Origin of the sequence: Pseudomonas sp. R84 (assembly GCF_009834515.1) — a bacterium.
GTDB lineage: Bacteria > Pseudomonadota > Gammaproteobacteria > Pseudomonadales > Pseudomonadaceae > Aquipseudomonas.
Genome location: NZ_CP019426.1, coordinates 496,577 through 516,864 on the forward strand (window position 1 = coordinate 496,577; position 20,288 = coordinate 516,864).

Annotated in this window: 13 protein-coding genes; 11 read left to right on the top strand and 2 right to left on the bottom strand. The window is 60.0% G+C overall.

Features of this window, described 5'->3' with window-relative positions:
* Positions 1–166 precede the first annotated feature (166 nt).
* Positions 167–2,614, bottom strand: a complete 2,448-nt coding sequence (locus tag PspR84_RS02285; RefSeq protein WP_160055098.1) for a penicillin-binding protein 1A — start codon at positions 2,612–2,614, stop codon at positions 167–169.
* Positions 2,615–2,830: 216 nt separating this feature from the next.
* On the opposite strand from PspR84_RS02285, the gene PspR84_RS02290 reads away from it, so the two are divergent.
* From PspR84_RS02290 to hemE, 11 genes are all read left to right on the top strand, one after another.
* Positions 2,831–3,895: a pilus assembly protein PilM gene (locus tag PspR84_RS02290; RefSeq protein ID WP_160055101.1), complete on the top strand. Its 1,065-nt coding sequence runs from the start codon at positions 2,831–2,833 to the stop codon at positions 3,893–3,895.
* Positions 3,895–4,461 carry a PilN domain-containing protein gene (locus PspR84_RS02295; protein WP_160055104.1) on the top strand — a complete coding sequence of 189 codons (567 nt, stop codon included), beginning with the start codon at positions 3,895–3,897 and terminating at the stop codon, positions 4,459–4,461. The genes PspR84_RS02290 and PspR84_RS02295 overlap by 1 nt, the downstream gene beginning before the upstream one ends.
* Complete coding sequence (pilO, locus tag PspR84_RS02300) at positions 4,458–5,081, top strand: type 4a pilus biogenesis protein PilO (RefSeq protein WP_160055107.1); 624 nt, start codon at positions 4,458–4,460, stop codon at positions 5,079–5,081. Before PspR84_RS02295 ends, pilO begins: the two co-directional genes overlap by 4 nt.
* A complete protein-coding gene (locus PspR84_RS02305; RefSeq protein WP_160055109.1) occupies positions 5,078–5,605 on the top strand; it encodes a pilus assembly protein PilP in 528 nt (175 codons plus the stop codon). The genes pilO and PspR84_RS02305 overlap by 4 nt, the downstream gene beginning before the upstream one ends.
* 13 nt (positions 5,606–5,618) lie before the next feature.
* Positions 5,619–7,700, top strand: coding sequence for a type IV pilus secretin PilQ (gene pilQ / locus PspR84_RS02310; RefSeq protein WP_160055111.1), 2,082 nt, complete (start codon positions 5,619–5,621; stop codon positions 7,698–7,700).
* 4 nt (positions 7,701–7,704) lie between these two features.
* Entirely contained in the window at positions 7,705–8,223 is a 519-nt protein-coding gene (aroK, locus tag PspR84_RS02315) for a shikimate kinase AroK (RefSeq protein WP_011332081.1), read from the top strand.
* A 152-nt stretch (positions 8,224–8,375) separates the two neighbouring features.
* Positions 8,376–9,476 carry a 3-dehydroquinate synthase gene (aroB, locus tag PspR84_RS02320; RefSeq protein ID WP_160055114.1) on the top strand — a complete coding sequence of 367 codons (1,101 nt, stop codon included), beginning with the start codon at positions 8,376–8,378 and terminating at the stop codon, positions 9,474–9,476.
* A gap of 10 nt (positions 9,477–9,486) precedes the next feature.
* Complete coding sequence (locus PspR84_RS02325) at positions 9,487–11,079, top strand: AAA family ATPase (protein WP_160055117.1); 1,593 nt, start codon at positions 9,487–9,489, stop codon at positions 11,077–11,079.
* Between the two features lie 349 nt (positions 11,080–11,428).
* A complete protein-coding gene (gltB, locus tag PspR84_RS02330) occupies positions 11,429–15,874 on the top strand; it encodes a glutamate synthase large subunit (protein WP_160055120.1) in 4,446 nt (1,481 codons plus the stop codon).
* Between the two features lie 126 nt (positions 15,875–16,000).
* The gene (locus PspR84_RS02335; protein WP_039757038.1) at positions 16,001–17,419 is read left to right on the top strand and encodes an FAD-dependent oxidoreductase; all 1,419 of its coding nucleotides are present in this window, start codon (positions 16,001–16,003) and stop codon (positions 17,417–17,419) included.
* 252 nt (positions 17,420–17,671) lie between these two features.
* A complete protein-coding gene (gene hemE, locus PspR84_RS02340; RefSeq protein WP_053116656.1) occupies positions 17,672–18,739 on the top strand; it encodes a uroporphyrinogen decarboxylase in 1,068 nt (355 codons plus the stop codon).
* A gap of 177 nt (positions 18,740–18,916) precedes the next feature.
* Here the strand turns inward: hemE and PspR84_RS02345 are convergent, their stop codons facing one another.
* Positions 18,917–20,191 (bottom strand): MFS transporter, encoded by a 1,275-nt coding sequence (locus PspR84_RS02345; RefSeq protein ID WP_160055123.1) that lies wholly within the window; start codon positions 20,189–20,191, stop codon positions 18,917–18,919.
* Positions 20,192–20,288: the final 97 nt, after the last annotated feature.

Below are 20,288 nucleotides of genomic sequence, written 5' to 3' on the forward strand. Positions count from 1 at the left end.
TCGATTATGGATTCGGCACAGCACGTTCAGGTCGGCATCCCTCACCAGCATCCCCCAATCAGTTCCCTCTCCCTCCGGGAGAGGGCTAGGGTGAGGGGCTGTTGATCTTCAGCCATAAAAAAGCCCCGCACTTCAATCGAAGGCGGGGCTTTTCAATGCCGCTGGATCAGAACAAATCGATCGGCGCCTGCTCATCCGCCGGCAACGGGCTGCCCGGCGCCGTACCATTGCCCAGTTCATTCACCGACGGCGGCGTGTCTTCGGACTTGAATAGCTCGAAGTACGCGCCCGGCGTGCTCGGCGTCGCCGCACGGCCACTGACCGGATCCACACGCAAGCTCAGCAAACCTTCCGGCTCAGGCTGCACGTGCGGCGGCTTGTCCTTGAGCGCAGCCGACATGTAGTTCATCCAGATCGGCAGCGCCACGGTGCCGCCGAACTCACGACGGCCGAGGCTTTCCGGCTGGTCGAAACCGGTCCAGACCGTGGTCACGTAATCGGCGTTGTAACCAGAGAACCAGGCATCTTTCGATTCGTTGGTGGTACCGGTTTTACCGGCGATATCGCTGCGGCCCATGGCCAATGCGCGACGGCCGGTGCCGAGCTTGATCACGTCCTGCAACATGCTGTTGAGGATATACGTGGTGCGGCCGTCGACAATTCGTTCAGCCACGGCCGGCGCTTGCGGTACCGCTGCGTTGCCTGGCGCTTCACCCGCAACCGGTGCGGCGTTGACCGTAAAGGATTCGGTATTCGGTGCCGCGATACCGTCCGTCGCCGAACCACCCTGAGGCACAGTCGGCGGGTTGGCGACGAACAGCGTGTCGCCGTTACGGCTTTCGATCTTGTCGATGATGTACGGGGTGATCTTGTAGCCGCCGTTGGCGAACGTACTCCAACCGGTGGCAATCTCCATCGGTGTCAGCGTTGCGGTGCCCAGCGCCAGCGACAGGTTTGGGGGCAGGTCCTGCTTGTTGAAGCCGAAGCGGGTGATGTAGTCGATGGTCTTGCCCACGCCCATCGCCTGCAGCAAGCGGATCGATACGAGGTTACGCGACTTGTAAAGCGCTTCACGCAAGCGGATCGGGCCGAGGAAGGTGTTGGTGTCGTTCTTCGGACGCCAGACCTTGTCCAGGTACTCGTCGACGAACACGATCGGTGCGTCGTTGACCAGCGTGGCAGCGGTGTAGCCGCTGTCCAGCGCAGCGCTGTAGACGAACGGCTTGAAGCTCGAACCCGGCTGACGCTTGGCCTGCATCGCGCGGTTATAGTTGCTCTGTTCGAAGGCGAAACCGCCGACCAGCGAGCGAATCGCACCGTTCTGCGGATCCAGCGACACCAGCGCACCTTGCGCTTGTGGAATCTGGCTGAATTTCAGCGAATTGTCTTTCTGACGCTGCACGCGAACCAGATCACCGACCGCCGCGACATCCGACGGCTGGCGCGGATTGGCGCCCATGCTGTTGGTGTTGAGGAACGGTCGTGCCCATTTCATGGTGTCCCAGGCGACGTGTTCTTCGCCGGTGCGGGTCAGCACTTGCAGACCGTTCTTGTCGACCTGAGTGACGATGGCCGGTTCGAGGCTGCTGATGGTGCGTTGTTTGGTCAGCTCACTGGCCCAGGCTTCGCGAGTCTTGCCCGGCAGGCGCGACTCGGGGCCGCGGTAGCCATGGCGCTGGTCGTAGGTCATCAAGCCTTCGTGCAGCGCGGTGTTGGCCATTTCCTGCAGGTTGCTCGGCACCGTGGTGGTGACGCGGAAACCTTCGGTGTAAGCATCGCTGCCATAACGGCCGACCATTTCGGCACGGGCCATTTCGGCAATGTACGGCGCGTTCACTTCCGGGGTCGGCACGTGATAGCTGGCGTTCAGCGGTTCGTTGATCGCGGCGGTGTAATCCGCTTCGGTGATCTTGCCGAGCTTGTACATGCGCCCGAGGATCCAGTCGCGACGCTCTTTACTGCGCGCCGGGTTGGCCAACGGGTTGAAGCGCGACGGCGCTTTCGGCAGGCCGGCGATCATTGCCATCTGCGCCAGGCTGACATCACGGATCGACTTGCCGTAATACACCTGCGCCGCCGCCTCGATGCCATAGGCACGGTTACCCAGATAGATCTTGTTGACGTACAGCTCAAGGATCTCGTCCTTGGTCAGTTGTCGTTCGATCTGCAGGGCCAGCAGAATTTCGGTGGTTTTGCGCGAGAAGCTGCGTTCGCTGGTCAGGAAGAAGTTCTTCGCCACCTGCATGGTGATCGTGCTGCCGCCGGACTGAATGTGCCCGCTTTTGACCAGTTGGGTCGCCGCACGCATCAGGCTGCTCGGATCGACGCCATAGTGGTTGGCGAAATTGTCGTCTTCAGCACTTAGTAACGCATTAATGAAATTGGGCGGAATGTCGGCGAAACGGATCGGTGTGCGGCGCATTTCGCCAAATTCGGCGATCAACTTGTTGTCGCTACTGTAGACCCGCAATGGAATCTGCAACTGAATGCTTCGCAGAGCCTCCACAGAAGGCAAACCCGGACTAAGGTAAAGAAACGCGCCGCTGAGACCTAAAAGCAGTCCGCAGAAAACGGCGACGATGGACCAACCGAAAAATTTCAGCAGACGAATCAAGGCTTTTGGACATCCAGTGCAAAGAATGAATTTGGCGACGGGGTTCCGGCTACACACAGAACCATCCGCGCAGGCAGTAAAAAGCGGAAAAAAACGCTGGGCATTATAAGCACTTTTCTGCTGGGGGCGTCATTTGCGCTTCTGTCAAGACGGGGTGAAGGAACGCAATGCGTATTACAGAGTCCGTAACTCACGGAAAGTCATAGGGAATTGGTAGTGCTGGGACTCTTCAATAAAAAGACCAATACGTTACTGGGGATCGACATCAGCTCTACGTCAGTGAAGCTGCTGGAACTGAGCCGTCAGGGTGATCGCTACCGGGTCGAGGCGTACGCGGTAGAGCCATTGCCGGTCAACGCCGTGGTCGAAAAGAACATCGCCGAGCTTGAAGGCGTCGGCCAGGCCCTGAGCCGGGTGCTGGTCAAGGCGCGCACCGGGCTCAAAAGCGTGGCGGTCGCGGTGGCCGGTTCCGCCGTGATCACCAAAGTCATCGAAATGGACGCCGGGCTGACCGACGACGAACTGGAAAACCAGCTCAAGATCGAAGCCGACCAATACATTCCCTATCCGCTGGACGAAGTCGCCATCGATTTCGAAGTCCAGGGCGTTTCGCCGCGCAACCCTGAACGAGTCAACGTGCTGCTGGCAGCTTGTCGCAAGGAAAACGTCGAAGTCCGTGAAGCGGCGCTGGCACTCGCCGGGCTGACTGCGCGGGTCGTTGATGTCGAAGCCTATGCGCTGGAGCGCTCTTTCGGGTTGCTCGCCACGCAACTGGCGGCCACGCAAGAGCGGCTCACTGTCGCCGTCGTCGATATCGGCGCGACCATGACCACCCTTAGCGTCTTGCACAACGGCAAGATCATCTACACCCGCGAACAATTGTTTGGCGGTCGGCAATTGACCGAGGAGATCCAGCGGCGTTATGGCCTCACCCTCGAGCAGGCGGGGCTGGCGAAAAAACAGGGCGGCCTGCCCGATGATTACATCAGCGAGGTCTTGCAGCCGTTTCGAGAGGCGCTGGTCCAGCAGGTTTCGCGCTCGCTGCAGTTCTTCTTCGCTTCCGGGCAATACAACGCGGTCGACCACATTCTGCTGGCTGGCGGCACGGCGTCGGTATCCGGGCTGGATCGGCTGATCGAGCAGCGCCTGAACACGCCAACGCAAGTGGCCAACCCGTTTGCCAACATGGCCTTGAGCAGCAAGGTCAACGCCGGGGCGCTGGCCAGTGACGCGCCGGCCCTGATGATCGCCTGCGGGCTCGCGCTCAGGAGTTTCGACTGATGGCGCGGATCAACCTCCTGCCCTGGCGCGAAGAGCGCCGTGAAGAACGGCGCAAACACTTCCTGCTGGCCTTGATCGGTGTTGTCGTCGGCTCGGTCGGTGCGGTGCTGATTGCCGATCAGGTCATCAGTGCGGCCATTGAGCGGCAAGTGGCGCGCAACGACTACATCGGCAAGCAGATCGCCGTGGTCGACGAACGGATCAGACAGATCAGCGATCTCAAGGCGCGCCGTCAGCAACTGGTCGAACGCATGCGCATCATCCAGGACTTGCAGGGCAACCGGCAGATCAGCGGGCGGATCTTCGATCAACTGGCACGTTCGCTGCCGGACGGGGTGTATTTCACCGACGTGAAGATGGTTGGCAAGACTCTGTCGATCAGCGGTGCTGCAGAATCGAACAACCGGGTCTCCGAGCTGATGCGTAATCTGGATGCCTCCGACTGGTTCGACGCGCCGAGCCTCAATGAGGTGAAAGCGACGACCGCAGGCCAGGTGGATGAGGCCAACACCTTTGAACTGACCGTTCGGCAGACCCAGCCCAAGACCTTGGAGGACGAGCAATGAAGCCGTCCGAATGGCTGGAAAGTCTGCGCGATATCGATTTCAACGACCTCGATACGAGCAACATCGGCTCGTGGCCGGCGGCAGTGAAAGCCATCGCCGGGGCGCTGTTGATGGTGCTGGTATTGGCGTTTGGCTATAACTTTTTCATCAGTGATATGGAGAACCAGCTGGAGGCCAAGCGCGAGGAAGAGGCCGCGCTCAAGGAGCAGTTCGCCAGCAAGGCTCGCCTGTCAGCCAATCTTGAGTTGTACACCCAGCAAATGAAGGAGATGGAAAACACCTTCGGCGTGTTGTTGCGGCAATTGCCCAGTGACACCGAAGTGCCGGGTTTGCTCGAGGACATCACCCGCACTGGCCTGGGCAGTGGTCTGGAGTTTGAAGAGATCAAACTGCTGCCGGAGGTCACTCAGCAGTTCTACATAGAGCTGCCGATTCAGATCACCGTCACCGGCGCCTATCACGACCTCGCGACCTTCGTCAGCGGCGTGGCCGGCCTGCCGCGCATCGTTACCCTGCATGACTTCGAACTGGCGCCTGCAGATAAAGAAGGCGGGCCGAAGTTACGCATGAGCATCCTTGCCAAGACCTACCGGTACAACGACAAGGGGCTGCAGAAATGAGCCCGATTCGTTGTATCGCGTTGTCGATGACGCTGCTTGCGTTGAACGGTTGTGGTGGCAGCGATGACTTCAGTGACCTCGACGCCTACCTGAATGAAGTGCGCCTGCGCCCGGCAGGCAAGATTGAACCAACCCCGACATTCCGGTCTTACCCAACATTCACTTACAGCGCGGCCAACCTGCGCAGTCCGTTCTCGCGACAGGTGCGCGTTGATCTGGCCGGGCAGAAACACGGGTCACGCAACGTCAAACCCGACCCCAACCGGGTCAAGCAATACCTCGAAGGTTTCAACATCGAGCAGTTCGAGATGGTCGGCACGATTGCCAATGCTTCCGGCTCCTTCGCGCTGCTGCGCGGTGCTGGCGGCGTGCATCGGTTGAAAGTCGGCGATTACCTGGGGCGCAACGACGGACGTATCGTCGCCATCAGTGCCACCCAGGTCGATGTGGTCGAAATCGTTCCCGACGGCGAAGGCGCCTGGCTGGAGCGTCCGCGCACCATTCCTTTGAAAGAGCACTCATAGTGGAAGTCGAACAATGAACAGGATTTTCTCCACCCTCGGTTTTTCGCTATGGATAGCGCTGATGTCGCCGATGGTACTCGCGGCCAATCTGAAGACGCTGGATGTGGCAGCGTTGCCGGGTGATCGCGTCGAGCTGAAGTTGTCGTTCGACGGCCCGCCGCCGCAACCCAAGGGCTACACCACTGAATCGCCGGCGCGGATCGCCCTGGATCTGCCCGGTGTCGCCAGTCAGTTGGCCAGCAAGAATCTTGATCTGGGCAGTGGCAATGCGCGCACGGCCACGGTGGTCGAGGCCAAGGATCGGACTCGGTTGATCGTCAGCCTCACGCAACTGGCGCCTTACAACACGCGGGTCGAAGGCAATAACCTGTTCGTGGTGGTCGGTCAGGGCGCACCGGCAGCGGCGCCGCGTCCTGCTGCCGTTGCACCTCGTGCTACTGCTAAAGCGGTTGCGCCCGCCAAGGCCTTTGTGCCGAAAAACCGGGCGATTCGCGGTGTGGACTTCCAGCGCGGTACGGCAGGTGAAGGCAATGTCGTCATCGACCTGTCCGACCCGACCATTGCCCCGGATATCCAGGAGCATGACGGCAAGATCATCCTCAGCTTTGCCCGCACGCAGTTGCCGGACAAGCTGCGGGTGCGCCTTGACGTCAAGGATTTCGCCACCCCGGTGCAGTTCGTCAATGCCGGAGTGACCGCTGATCGCACGGTTATTACCGTTGAACCCAGTGGTACTTACGAGTACTCGACCTTCCAGACCGACAACAAACTGACCGTCAGCGTCCGCCCTATGACGGTCGATGACCTGCAAAAGCGCAACGCCGATCGTCAGGCTTACGTCGGCGAAAAGCTTTCGCTGAATTTCCAGGACATTGATGTGCGCTCGGTGCTGCAACTGATCGCCGACTTCACCAACCTCAACCTTGTCGCCAGCGACACGGTGCAGGGTGGCATCACTTTGCGCCTGCAAAACGTGCCGTGGGATCAGGCGCTGGATCTGGTGCTGAAAACCAAAGGTCTGGATAAACGCAAGATCGGCAACGTGCTGCTGGTGGCTCCCGCCGATGAAATCGCTGCCCGCGAGCGCCAGGAACTGGAGTCGCAGAAGCAGATTGCCGAGCTGGCGCCGTTGCGCCGTGAACTGCTGCAAGTGAACTACGCGAAGGCGGCGGACATCGCCAAGCTGTTCCAGTCGGTGACCAGTGCCGAGGCTAAAATCGATGAGCGCGGTTCGATTACCGTCGATGAGCGAACCAACAACATCATTGCCTACCAGACTCAGGATCGTCTCGACGAACTGCGGCGGATCGTGGCGCAGCTGGATATTCCGGTGCGTCAGGTGATGATCGAGGCGCGGATCGTCGAGGCTAACGTCGATTACGACAAAAGCCTGGGCGTACGCTGGGGCGGGTCGATCCAGAACAAGGGTAACTGGAACACTTCGGGCGTCAGTAATGGCTCATCGACCACCATCGGCACACCAGGCAGCACCAGCACCAACTCGCCGTTCGTCGACATGGGGACCGTGGGTAATACCTCGGGGATCGGCATTGCCTTCATCACTGACAATGTCTTGCTCGATCTCGAGCTGACAGCGATGGAGAAAACCGGCAACGGTGAAATCGTCTCGCAGCCGAAAGTGGTCACCTCCGACAAGGAAACCGCAAAAATCCTCAAAGGCACCGAGATTCCTTATCAGGAAGCCAGCTCAAGCGGCGCGACGTCGGTGTCGTTCAAGGAGGCCTCGCTGTCACTGGAAGTCACCCCGCAGATCACCCCCGACAACCGCATCATCATGGAGGTCAAGGTCACCAAGGACGAACCGGATTACCTGAACAAAGTGCAGGATGTGCCGCCGATCAAGAAAAACGAGGTCAACGCCAAGGTGCTGGTCAACGACGGCGAAACCATCGTGATTGGCGGTGTTTTCTCAAATACTCAAAGCAAGGTCGTAGATAAGGTGCCATTTCTTGGCGATGTGCCGTATCTTGGCCGCCTTTTCCGGCGTGATGTGGTTTCGGAGAAAAAATCCGAGCTGCTGGTATTTCTCACACCACGTATCATGAATAACCAGGCGATTGCTGTGAGTCGTTGATTCTGTGCGAAATTTGATTCTTGTAGGACCGATGGGTGCTGGTAAAAGCACCATCGGCCGGTTACTGGCCAAAGAGCTGCGCCTGCCGTTCAAAGATTCCGACAAGGAAATTGAGCTGCGCACGGGCGCCAATATCCCGTGGATCTTCGACAAGGAAGGCGAACCCGGCTTTCGTGACCGTGAGCAGGCGATGATCGCCGAGCTGTGCGCGTTCGATGGCGTGGTGTTGGCGACCGGCGGTGGTGCAGTCATGCGCGATGCCAATCGCAAAGCCCTGCATGAGGGCGGGCGAGTGGTGTATCTGCACGCCTCCGTCGAGCAGCAGGTCGGCCGCACTTCGCGTGACCGCAATCGACCGTTGCTGCGCACTGCCAATCCGGAGAAAACCCTGCGCGACCTGCTGGCGATTCGTGATCCGCTCTATCGGGAAATCGCCGATCTGGTGGTGGAAACCGACGAACGGCCGCCACGCATGGTCGTACTCGATATTCTCGATCGTCTGGCGCAGTTGCCTCCCCGTTAAAGCATCGCTCGAAATGCGCTATCCTCGGCGTCCTGTCACAGCCCGCCGAGGTTGTGGCGGATGGCGTGCGAGCGGCGTCATACCCGCTATAGGCCGCAGATAACCAATAATTCAGGGCAGGACGCCTGCTTCCATCTTCACTGTGGGGACACATGCAGACACTCAAGGTCGATCTAGGCGAGCGCAGCTACCCGATTCATATTGGCGAAGGTTTGTTGGATCAGCCCGAGTTGCTGGCACCGCATATTCATGGGCGGCAGGTGGCAATCATCTCCAACGAGACCGTTGCGCCGCTCTATCTCGAACGTCTGACTCGCAGCCTGGCGCAGTACTCGGTGATCTCCGTGGTGCTGCCGGACGGCGAAGCCTTCAAGAACTGGGAAACCCTGCAACTGATCTTCGACGGTCTGCTGACCGCCCGTCATGATCGCCGCACCACAGTGATCGCCCTCGGCGGCGGTGTGATCGGCGACATGGCCGGTTTCGCCGCTGCCTGTTACCAGCGCGGCGTCGACTTCATCCAGATTCCCACCACATTGCTGTCCCAGGTCGATTCGTCGGTGGGCGGCAAGACCGGCATCAACCATCCGCTGGGCAAGAACATGGTCGGCGCGTTCTATCAGCCGAACGTGGTGCTGATCGATACGGCGTCCCTGAAAACCCTGCCAGAGCGCGAGCTGTCCGCCGGTCTGGCCGAAGTCATCAAGTACGGTCTGATCTGCGATGAGCCGTTCCTGACCTGGCTCGAAGACAACGTCGATGCCCTGCGGGCGCTGGATCAGAAAGCCCTGACTTACGCGATCGAGCGCTCTTGCGCAGCCAAGGCTGCGGTGGTCGGTGCCGATGAGAAGGAAACCGGGGTGCGCGCCACGCTCAACCTCGGCCACACCTTCGGCCACGCCATCGAGACCCACATGGGCTATGGTGTCTGGTTGCACGGGGAAGCGGTCGCGGCTGGCACCGTGATGGCGCTGGAGATGTCCGCGCGGCTCGGCTGGATCAGCGAGCAGGAGCGTGATCGCGGTATTCGTCTGTTCCAGCGCGCTGGCCTGCCGGTGGTGCCGCCAACTGAAATGACCGAAGCCGATTTTCTTCAACACATGGCAATCGACAAAAAAGTGATCGACGGTCGTCTGCGCCTGGTGCTGCTGCGCCGGATGGGCGAAGCGGTAGTGACCGACGATTATCCGAAAGAGGTTCTACAGGCCACGCTGGGAGCGGATTACCGCGCCCTGGCTCAGCTTAAAGGTTAATAAGATTCCGATGACTAGTTTGCATGCCGACGAGGCGTTTCTCGGCCATTTCCAGTTAAGTCACGACCCGTTCGCGCCACGCGTTCCGGGTTTCAAGTTCTTCCCGGCCCAGCGCAAGCCGGTGCTGGGTCAACTGCATCACTTGGCGCGTTACAGCCAGTTGTTGTTGGTGGTCACTGGTCCTCAGGGTAGCGGCAAGACTTTGCTGCGTCAGGCCTTGGTCGCCAGCACCAACAAGCAATCGGTGCAGAGCGTGGTGGTTTCCGCCCGTGGCGCCGGCGATGCAGCCGGTGTGCTGCGCCAAGTGGCGCAGGCGCTGAACGTTGCTCAGGCCGAAGTGGGCGCGATTCTGGATCAGGTGGTGCAACTTGCGCTGACCGGCCAGGAAGTCTATCTACTGGTAGATGACGCCGAGCAGCTCGACGAATCCGCTCTGGAAGCGCTGATGGCGTTGGGTGCCGGCGCACCGGAAGGTCGCCCGCACGTGTTCCTGTTCGGCGAGTCGTCGCTGATCGCTCAGCTCGAGGCTTTGCACCTTGAGGAAGAGCGGTTCCACGTCATCGAATTGCAGCCGTACACCGAAGAAGAGACCCGCGAGTATCTCGACCAACGGCTCGAAGGTGCAGGCCGGGGTGTCGAACTTTTCACCGCGGATCAGATCTCTGATATTCACGAAAGTGCCGAGGGTTGGCCGGGCAATATCAACCAGGTCGCTCGCGATGCTCTGATCGAAGTCATGATTGCCAGCCGCTCAGCGGTCAAGCGTCCAAGTATGGGGTTCAACATGCCGAAGAAACACGTATTGGCGATTTCCGCCGTCGTTGTGGTCGCGGTCGCCGCCGCCTGGCTGATGCCGGGTCGCAACAAGGCGCCGACCACCGGTGCACCGGCCAATGAACAGGCACAGTTGCCATTGGGCCAGGGCGCAGCCAATGGCGGCGCGCCGAACGTCGAGTTCGCCGGTAATACACAGCCGATGCCGTTGCCGCTGGTCGGCAACTCTCAGCCAGTGATGCGCGGCCCGCTGGCCGAAGCGGCCGGTGGCATTACCGAAGGCGACGATGGTGTGCCGCTGGAAGGTTCCAGCGATACCCCGCCGACCGTCACCACTTCCGCACCGCCTGCGGGCGTTCCGGCCGGTCCTGCACCGACTCCGGTTCCATTGCCAGCCGCCAAGCCGACGCCGGCGCCGACGCAAGTTGCCACCGCCAAGCCTGCTCCGGCCGCGCCAGTCGCCAAACCTGCTCCAGCGCCAGCCAAGCCAGCCGCTGCTGCCAAACCGGCCGAGAAGCCGGTGACCGTCGCCAAGGCTGCCGGTGGCAGCTGGTACGCGGGTCAGCCGACCGGCAACTACGTGGTACAGATCCTCGGCACCAGCTCTGAAGCCACTGCGCAAAACTTCGTCAAAGAGCAGGGCGGCGAGTACCGTTATTTCAAGAAAGTGCTCAACGGCAAACCTCTCTATGTGATCACCTACGGCAACTTTGCCAATCGTGATGCAGCCGTTTCTGCCATCAAGGCCTTGCCAGCGAAGGTTCAGGCTGGTAAACCTTGGCCTCGCACTGTCGCCAGCGTCCAACAGGAACTGGCAACAACTCGCTGAAGATTCGGCGGCCTTACCCAGGCCGCCTCTCCAAGCACCTCAAAATTTCTACGAGTGCGCGCTTCCTTCCAGGTCGCGTGCCTTGTGGTGTCTGCGTCACAGTAGTCTTTGAGTCGTTGCGGTCAAAATTAAAAAAGTTTTGACTAGCACAGCAGATCGCTTTAAACCTTTCACAAATGCGACATGAATTTGCGACATTTCGTCGTCAAATTTGTGAGCCTCTGTGCCGCTGTGTACAATGACCACCCTTTTGCCCCTGCTAAGCTGGCGTACGTTCGGCGCGGGATGCAAGTGGTTGAATTGAAAAGAAATTTGCCTCGAAAAGAGGCAGCCTGGTGAGAAAGTGTCTATGAAAGCAGGTCTGTACCAACCAGATGAATTCAAGGATAACTGCGGTTTCGGCCTGATAGCCCATATGCAGGGCGAGCCCAGTCATACCCTTTTGCAAACGGCCATCGAGGCCCTGACCTGCATGACCCACCGCGGTGGGATTAATGCCGACGGCAAGACCGGTGACGGTTGCGGTCTGCTGATTCAAAAACCTGACGCGTTCCTGCGAGCCATTGCCCAGGAAACCTTCAGCGTCGAACTGCCCAAGCAATATGCAGTGGGCATGGTCTTCTTCAACCAGGATCCGGCCAAGGCCGAAGCCGCTCGCGAAAACATGAATCGCGAGATCCTCGCTGAAGGCCTGCAACTGATCGGCTGGCGCAAAGTGCCAATCGACACCAGCGTCCTCGGCCGCCTCGCTCTTGAGCGCCTGCCGCAGATCGAGCAGGTGTACATCGGCGGTGAAGGCCTGAGCGATCAGGACATGGCCGTGAAGCTGTTCAGTGCACGTCGTCGTTCGTCGGTGGCCAACGCCGTCGACTCCGACCACTACATCTGCAGCTTTTCGCACAAGACCATCATCTATAAAGGCCTGATGATGCCGGCCGACCTGGCTGCGTTTTATCCGGACCTGAGCGACGAGCGCCTGCAAACCGCGATCTGCGTGTTCCACCAGCGCTTCTCCACCAACACCCTGCCGAAATGGCCGCTGGCCCAGCCATTCCGCTTCCTCGCCCACAACGGCGAGATCAACACCATCACCGGTAACCGCAACTGGGCACAGGCCCGTCGGACCAAGTTCAGCAACGATCTGATGGATCTGGAAGAGCTCGGCCCGCTGGTCAACCGTGTCGGTTCCGACTCTTCGAGCATGGACAACATGCTCGAGCTGATGGTCACCGGTGGCATCGACCTGTTCCGTGGCGTGCGGATGATCATTCCGCCGGCGTGGCAGAACGTCGAAACCATGGACCCGGATCTGCGTGCGTTCTACGAGTACAACTCGATGCACATGGAGCCGTGGGACGGCCCGGCCGGCGTGGTCATGACCGACGGTCGTTACGCGGTGTGCCTGCTCGACCGTAACGGTCTGCGCCCGGCGCGCTGGGTCACCACCACCAACGGTTTCATCACCCTCGCCTCGGAAATCGGCGTGTGGGATTACAAGCCGGAAGACGTGATTGCCAAAGGTCGTGTCGGCCCTGGCCAGATCTTCGCCGTGGACACCGAAACCGGGCAGATCCTCGACACCGATGCGATCGACAACCGTCTGAAGTCCCGTCATCCGTACAAGCAATGGCTGCGCAAGAACGCCCTGCGCATTCAGGCGACCATGGAAGACAACGACCACGGTTCGGCTTTTTACGACGTCGATCAGCTCAAGCAATACATGAAGATGTATCAGGTCACGTTCGAAGAGCGCGATCAGGTCCTGCGTCCACTCGGCGAGCAAGGCTACGAAGCCGTGGGCTCGATGGGCGACGACACGCCGATGGCCGTGCTGTCGCAACGTGTGCGCACGCCGTACGACTATTTCCGCCAGCAGTTCGCGCAGGTCACCAACCCGCCGATCGACCCGCTGCGTGAAGCGATCGTGATGTCGCTGGAAATCTGCCTCGGTGCCGAGCGCAACATTTTCCAGGAATCGCCGGAACACGCTTCGCGCGTGATCCTTAGCTCGCCAGTGATCTCGCCGGCCAAGTGGCGTTCGCTGATGAACCTCGACCGCCCGGGCTTCGAGCGGCAGATCATCGACCTCAACTACGATGAAAGCGTTGGCCTTGAAGCGGCGATCCGCAATGTCGCCGATCAGGCTGAAGAAGCCGTGCGCGCCGGTCGTACTCAGATCGTCCTGAGCGACCGTCATATCGCCCCGGGCAAACTGCCGATCCACGCATCCCTGGCGACCGGTGCCGTGCACCACCGCCTGACCGAAAAAGGCCTGCGTTGCGATTCCAACATCCTCGTTGAAACCGCGACCGCCCGTGACCCGCATCACTTCGCGGTGCTGATCGGTTTCGGCGCCTCGGCGGTTTATCCGTTCCTGGCCTACGAAGTGCTGGGCGACCTGATCCGTACCGGTGAAGTGCTGGGCGACCTCTATGAGGTGTTCAAGAACTACCGCAAAGGCATCACCAAAGGTCTGCTGAAGATCCTGTCGAAGATGGGTATCTCGACCATTGCTTCGTATCGTGGTGCGCAGCTGTTCGAGGCCATCGGCCTGTCCGAAGAAGTTTGCGACCTGAGCTTCCGTGGCGTGCCGAGCCGCATCAAGGGTGCGCGTTTCGTCGACATCGAAGCCGAGCAGAAAGCACTGGCCAGCGAAGCCTGGAGTCCGCGCAAGCCGATCCAGCAGGGCGGTCTGCTGAAGTTCGTCCACGGTGGCGAATATCACGCCTACAACCCGGACGTGGTCAACACCCTGCAAGCCGCTGTGCAGCAGGGCGACTACGCCAAGTTCAAGGAATACACCTCGCTGGTGGACAACCGTCCGGTGTCGATGATCCGCGACCTGTTCAAGGTCAAGACCCTCGACACGCCGCTGGACATCAGTGAAATCGAGCCGCTGGAATCGGTGCTCAAGCGCTTCGACTCCGCCGGTATCTCGCTGGGCGCACTGTCGCCGGAAGCTCACGAAGCCCTGGCCGAAGCCATGAACCGCCTCGGTGCGCGTTCGAACTCCGGCGAAGGTGGTGAAGATCCGGCGCGTTACGGCACCATCAAGAGCTCGAAAATCAAGCAGGTTGCGACTGGCCGTTTCGGGGTAACTCCGGAATACCTGGTCAACGCCGAAGTGCTGCAGATCAAGGTCGCCCAAGGCGCCAAGCCGGGCGAGGGCGGGCAACTGCCGGGCGGTAAGGTCAACGGTTTGATCGCCAAGCTGCGTTACGCAGTGCCAGGCGTGACCCTTATTTCGCCACCGCCGCACCACGATATCTATTCGATCGAAGACTTGTCGCAGCTGATTTTTGACTTGAAACAGGTCAACCCGAAAGCGCTGGTTTCGGTGAAGCTGGTGGCTGAAGCGGGCGTCGGCACCATCGCCGCCGGTGTGGCCAAGGCCTATGCGGACTTGATCACCATCTCCGGCTACGACGGTGGCACCGGTGCTTCGCCACTGACTTCGATCAAATACGCGGGCGCACCGTGGGAACTCGGCCTCGCCGAAACCCACCAGACCCTGCGCGGTAACGACCTGCGTGGCAAAGTCCGGGTGCAGACCGACGGCGGCCTGAAAACCGGCCTCGACGTGATCAAGGCTGCAATTCTTGGCGCTGAAAGCTTCGGCTTCGGTACCGCGCCGATGATCGCGCTGGGCTGCAAATACCTGCGTATCTGCCACCTGAACAACTGCGCCACCGGCGTTGCGACTCAGAACGAGAAGCTGCGCAAGGATCACTACATCGGTACCGTCGACATGGTGGTGAACTTCTTCACCTACGTCGCCGAAGAAACCCGTGAGTGGTTGGCCAAGCTCGGCGTACGCTCCCTCGAAGAGCTGATCGGTCGTACCGATCTGCTGGAAATCCTCGAAGGCCAGACCGCCAAGCAAAATCACCTGGACCTGACGCCGCTGTTGGGCAGCGATCACATCCCGGCGGACAAACCACAGTTCTGTGGCGTTGAGCGCAACCCGCCGTTCGACCAGGGCCTGCTGGCCGAGAAAATGGTCGAGATGGCCTCGTCGGCGATCAACGACATGAGCGGCGCCGAGTTCGATCTGGACATCTGCAACTGCGACCGTTCGATCGGCGCGCGGATCTCCGGCGAAATCGCGCGCAAGCACGGCAACCAGGGCATGGCGAAAGCGCCGATCACCTTCCGCTTCAAGGGCACTGCCGGTCAGAGCTTCGGTGTGTGGAACGCCGGCGGTCTGAACATGTACCTCGAAGGCGACGCCAACGACTACGTCGGCAAAGGCATGACCGGTGGCAAGCTGACCATCGTGCCGCCGAAGGGCAGCGTTTACAAAACTCAGGAAAGCGCCATCATCGGCAACACCTGCCTGTACGGCGCCACGGGCGGCAAGCTGTTCGCCGCCGGCACCGCAGGCGAGCGTTTCGCCGTGCGTAACTCCGGTGCCCACACGGTTGTGGAAGGCACTGGCGATCACTGCTGTGAGTACATGACCGGTGGTTTCGTCTGCGTTCTGGGCAAGACCGGTTACAACTTCGGCTCTGGCATGACCGGTGGTTTCGCCTACGTGCTCGATCAGGACAACACCTTCGTTGACCGGGTCAACCACGAACTGGTGGAAATCCAGCGGATCAGCGGCGAGGCGATGGAAGCCTATCGCAGCCACCTGCAAAACGTGCTGAACGAGTACGTCGCGGAAACCGACAGCGAGTGGGGTCGTGAACTCGCCGAAAACCTCGATGACTACTTGCGCCGTTTCTGGCTGGTCAAACCGAAGGCGGCGAGTTTGAAATCTCTGCTCTCCAGTACTCGTGCGAGTCCGCAATAACGGCGCAGCTGCAAGCCACTGGCTTCAAGCAGCAAGCTGGAGCCAGTGCGCGCTGTAACGGACTAATGTGATTTTCTTGCAGCTTGAAGCTTGTAGCTTGGAGCTGTCGTGTAAGAGGTTTTGAAGATGGCCGAACGTCTCAGTAACGACTTTCAATTCATCGATGTCGGGCGCAAAGATCCGAAGAAGAAACTGTTGCGTCAACGCAAGAAAGAGTTCGTCGAAATCTACGAACCGTTCAAACCCCAGCAGTCGGCCGATCAGGCCCACCGCTGTCTGGGTTGCGGCAACCCGTATTGCGAATGGAAGTGCCCGGTGCACAACTTCATTCCCAACTGGTTGAAGCTGGTGGCCGAGGGCAACATCCTCCAGGCCGCCGAACTGTCGCACCAGACCAACACCCTGCCGGAAGTCTGCGGTCGGGTCTGTCCGCAGGATCGTCTGTGCGAGGGTGCCTGCACCCTTAACGACGGCTTCGGCGCGGTGACCATCGGTTCGGTCGAGAAGTACATCACCGACACCGCGTTCGCGATGGGCTGGCGCCCGGACATGTCCAAGGTCAAACCGACCGGCAAGCGTGTCGCGATCATCGGCGCGGGCCCGGCGGGCCTGGGTTGTGCCGACGTGCTGGTACGCGGCGGCGTGACCCCGGTGGTGTTCGACAAGAACCCGGAAATCGGTGGCTTGCTGACCTTCGGCATCCCCGAGTTCAAGCTTGAGAAGACCGTGCTGAGCAATCGCCGCGAAGTCTTCACCGGCATGGGCATCGAGTTCCGTCTGAATACCGAAGTCGGCAAAGACGTGACCATGGAACAACTGCTCGCCGAATACGATGCGGTGTTCATGGGCATGGGCACCTACACCTACATGAAGGGCGGTTTTGCCGGTGAGGATCTGCCGGGCGTGTATGACGCGCTGGACTTCCTGATCGCCAACGTCAATCGCAACCTGGGCTTTGAAAAGTCGCCGGAAGATTTCGTCGACATGAAAGGCAAGAAGGTTGTGGTGCTGGGCGGCGGCGACACGGCGATGGACTGCAACCGTACCTCGATCCGTCAGGGTGCCAAATCGGTGACCTGCGCTTATCGTCGTGACGAAGCGAACATGCCCGGCTCGCGCAAAGAGGTGAAGAACGCCAAGGAAGAAGGCGTGAAATTCCTCTACAACCGCCAGCCGATCGCCATCGTCGGTGAAGACAAGGTTGAAGGTGTGAAAGTGGTCGAGACCCGTCTCGGCGAACCGGACGCCCGTGGCCGTCGCAGCCCTGAGCCGATCCCGGGCTCCGAAGAGATCATCCCGGCTGACGCCGTGGTCATCGCTTTCGGCTTCCGCCCGAGCCCGGCGCCGTGGTTCGAACAGTTCGAAATCCAGACCGACAGCCAGGGCCGCGTTGTCGCGCCTGAGCAAGGTCAGTACAAGCACCAGACCAGCAACCCGAAAATCTTCGCCGGTGGCGACATGGTGCGCGGTTCCGACCTGGTGGTGACGGCGATCTTCGAAGGCCGCAACGCCGCCGAAGGGATCCTCGATTACCTGGGCGTCTGATTACATTTCAATCTGAAATGCGATCAAAAATGTGGGAGCGAGCTTGCTCGCGAAAGCGGTCTATCAGCCAACTGCAATGTTGGATGTGCCGGCCCTTTCGCGAGCAAGCTCGCTCCCACAGTTGTTTCCTGGTGCTGCAAAATCAGCATTCCAGCGCAATAAATTGACCCGATAGACAAAAGGCTGACCTGCATCCGTGCCTTTTGCGTCGCGCTCTGAGAAAATGCCCGCACTTTTTTTCCGGATGCCGACATGACTGCCCTGAAGAACGACCGTTTCCTCCGCGCCCTGCTCAAGCAACCCGTAGACGTCACCCCTGTGTGGATGATGCGCCAGGCCGGCCGCTACCTGCCGGAATACCGCGCCAGCCGCGCCCAGGCCGGTGATTTCATGAGCCTGTGCATGAATCCGGAATTCGCCTGCGAAGTCACGATGCAACCGCTCGACCGTTATCCACAACTGGACGCGGCGATTCTGTTTTCCGACATCCTCACCATCCCCGATGCCATGGGCCAAGGCTTGTATTTCGAGACCGGTGAAGGTCCCCGCTTCAAGAAAGTCGTCAGCACCCTCGCTGATATCGAAGCCTTGCCGATCCCGGATCCGCACAAAGACCTCGGCTATGTGATGGACGCTGTCAGCACCATCCGTCGCGAGCTGAACGGCCGTGTGCCGTTGATCGGTTTCTCCGGCAGCCCGTGGACCTTGGCGACCTACATGGTTGAAGGCGGCTCGTCGAAAGACTTCCGCAAGACCAAAGCGATGCTCTACGACAACCCGCAAGCCATGCACCTGCTGCTGGATAAACTGGCGCAGTCGGTGACCTCGTACCTCAACGGCCAGATCATGGCCGGCGCGCAAGCGGTGCAGATCTTCGACACCTGGGGCGGCAACCTGTCGGCGGCGGCGTATCAGGAGTTCTCGCTGGCCTACATGAAGAAAATCGTCAGCGGCCTGATCCGCGAAAACGATGGACGCAAAGTGCCGGTGATCCTCTTCACCAAAAACGGTGGCCTGTGGCTGGAAAGCATCGCCGACGCCGGCGCCGACGCACTGGGCCTGGACTGGACTTGCGACATCGGTAACGCCCGCGCCCGCGTTGGCGACAAGGTTGCCCTGCAAGGCAACATGGACCCGACCGTGCTCTACGCCAAACCGGAAGCGATCCGCACTGAAGTCGGACGCATTCTGGCCAGCTACGGCAAGGGCAGCGGCCACGTGTTCAACCTCGGCCATGGCATCACGCCTGAGGTTGATCCGGAGCACGCCGGTGCGTTCCTGCGTGCGGTGCATGAGCTGTCGGCGCAGTATCACGAGTGATCGCCACACCATAAAAAACGCCCGGCTAGATGCCGGGCGTTTTTGTTGGCACGATTCAATGTCGGACACAGATCCACTGTGGGAGCGAGCCTGCTCGCGAAAGCGGTGGATCAGCAAACTTTGCATCAACTGACAAAACGCCTTCGCGAGCAGGCTCGCTCCCACCTGGGTCCTGTGTCAGGCTTTGACGCCCTGCAGCGGCGGCAACTTCGCCAGCTTCAATGCGACCAGCAGCGCGATCAGCAACAGCGCACCAATAAACAGGCCTATGCCATTCCACCCGCCCAAATGCCAGAACACCCCACCCGCCGTGCCGGCAATGCTCGACCCGGCGTAATAACTGAACAGGTACAACGATGACGCCTGACCCTTGGCCTTGGTCGCCCGCCGCCCGATCCAGCTGCTCGCCACCGAGTGCGCGCCAAAGAAGCCAAAGGTGAAAATCAACATGCCGACAATCACCAGCGGCAGCGGCGTAAACATTGTCAACGCAAGACCCGCAAACATCAGCGCAATGGTCGCCCACAGCACTTTGCGTCGCCCCAGTTTGTCCGCCAGCGAACCAATCTTCGCCGAGCTGTAGATCCCCGACAGATACACCACCGACAACAATCCAACAAACACCTGATCAAGGTTGTACGGCGCGGCCAGCAAGCGATAACCGATGTAGTTGAACAGCGTGACAAACGCGCCCATCAACACGAATGCCTCCAGAAACAGCAACGGCAGACCGGCATCGCGAAAGTGCATGGTGAAGCCGTCAAGCAAGCTGCGCGGATGCAGCGAACGTGAGCGGAAGTTGCGCGATTCGGGCAGGATCTTCCAGAAAACCGCTGCGGCAATCATCGCCAGACCACCGATCACCAGCATCGCCGTGTGCCAGCTGACGAAGTCGATCAACACGCCGGTGATCAAACGTCCGCTCATCCCGCCAATCGCATTTCCGCCAATGTACAAACCCATCGCCAGACCAATGTGTTGCGGATGGATCTCTTCGCTCAGATAAGTCATCGCTACCGCCGCCAGCCCGCTCAGCGACAGCCCGATCAGCGCACGCATGATCAGCACGCCTTCCCAGCTCGGCATCATTGCACTGGCCATGGTGCACAGCGCTGCCGCGAACAGCGCGGTCACCATCACCGGTTTGCGCCCGACCCGATCAGAAATCGGCCCGGTGATCAGCAGGCCGATGGCGAGCATGCCGGTGGCCACCGAGAGAATCAGGCTGCTCTGCGCCGCGTTGATTCCATACTCGTGGGACAGCAGCGGCATCATCGGCTGCACGCAATACAGCAGGGCAAACGTCGCGAAGCCGCCGCTGAACAGCGCCAGCACCGTGCGCATGAACATCGGCGTGCCTTTTTCGATGTAGATCTCTTGCAGCTCGGCGACGACATCGTCCGCCGCAGCAGGCGGGACTTCATGGGCTAGGGGCGCGACAGCAGTTTTCACTTCAGACCTCGGAGGGCACGGCCAGGCAGGCAATGAAAAAATCATATAGCTGGCTAATGTTTCTATCCAATATATTGTTCGACCTGTTTGATAGCTT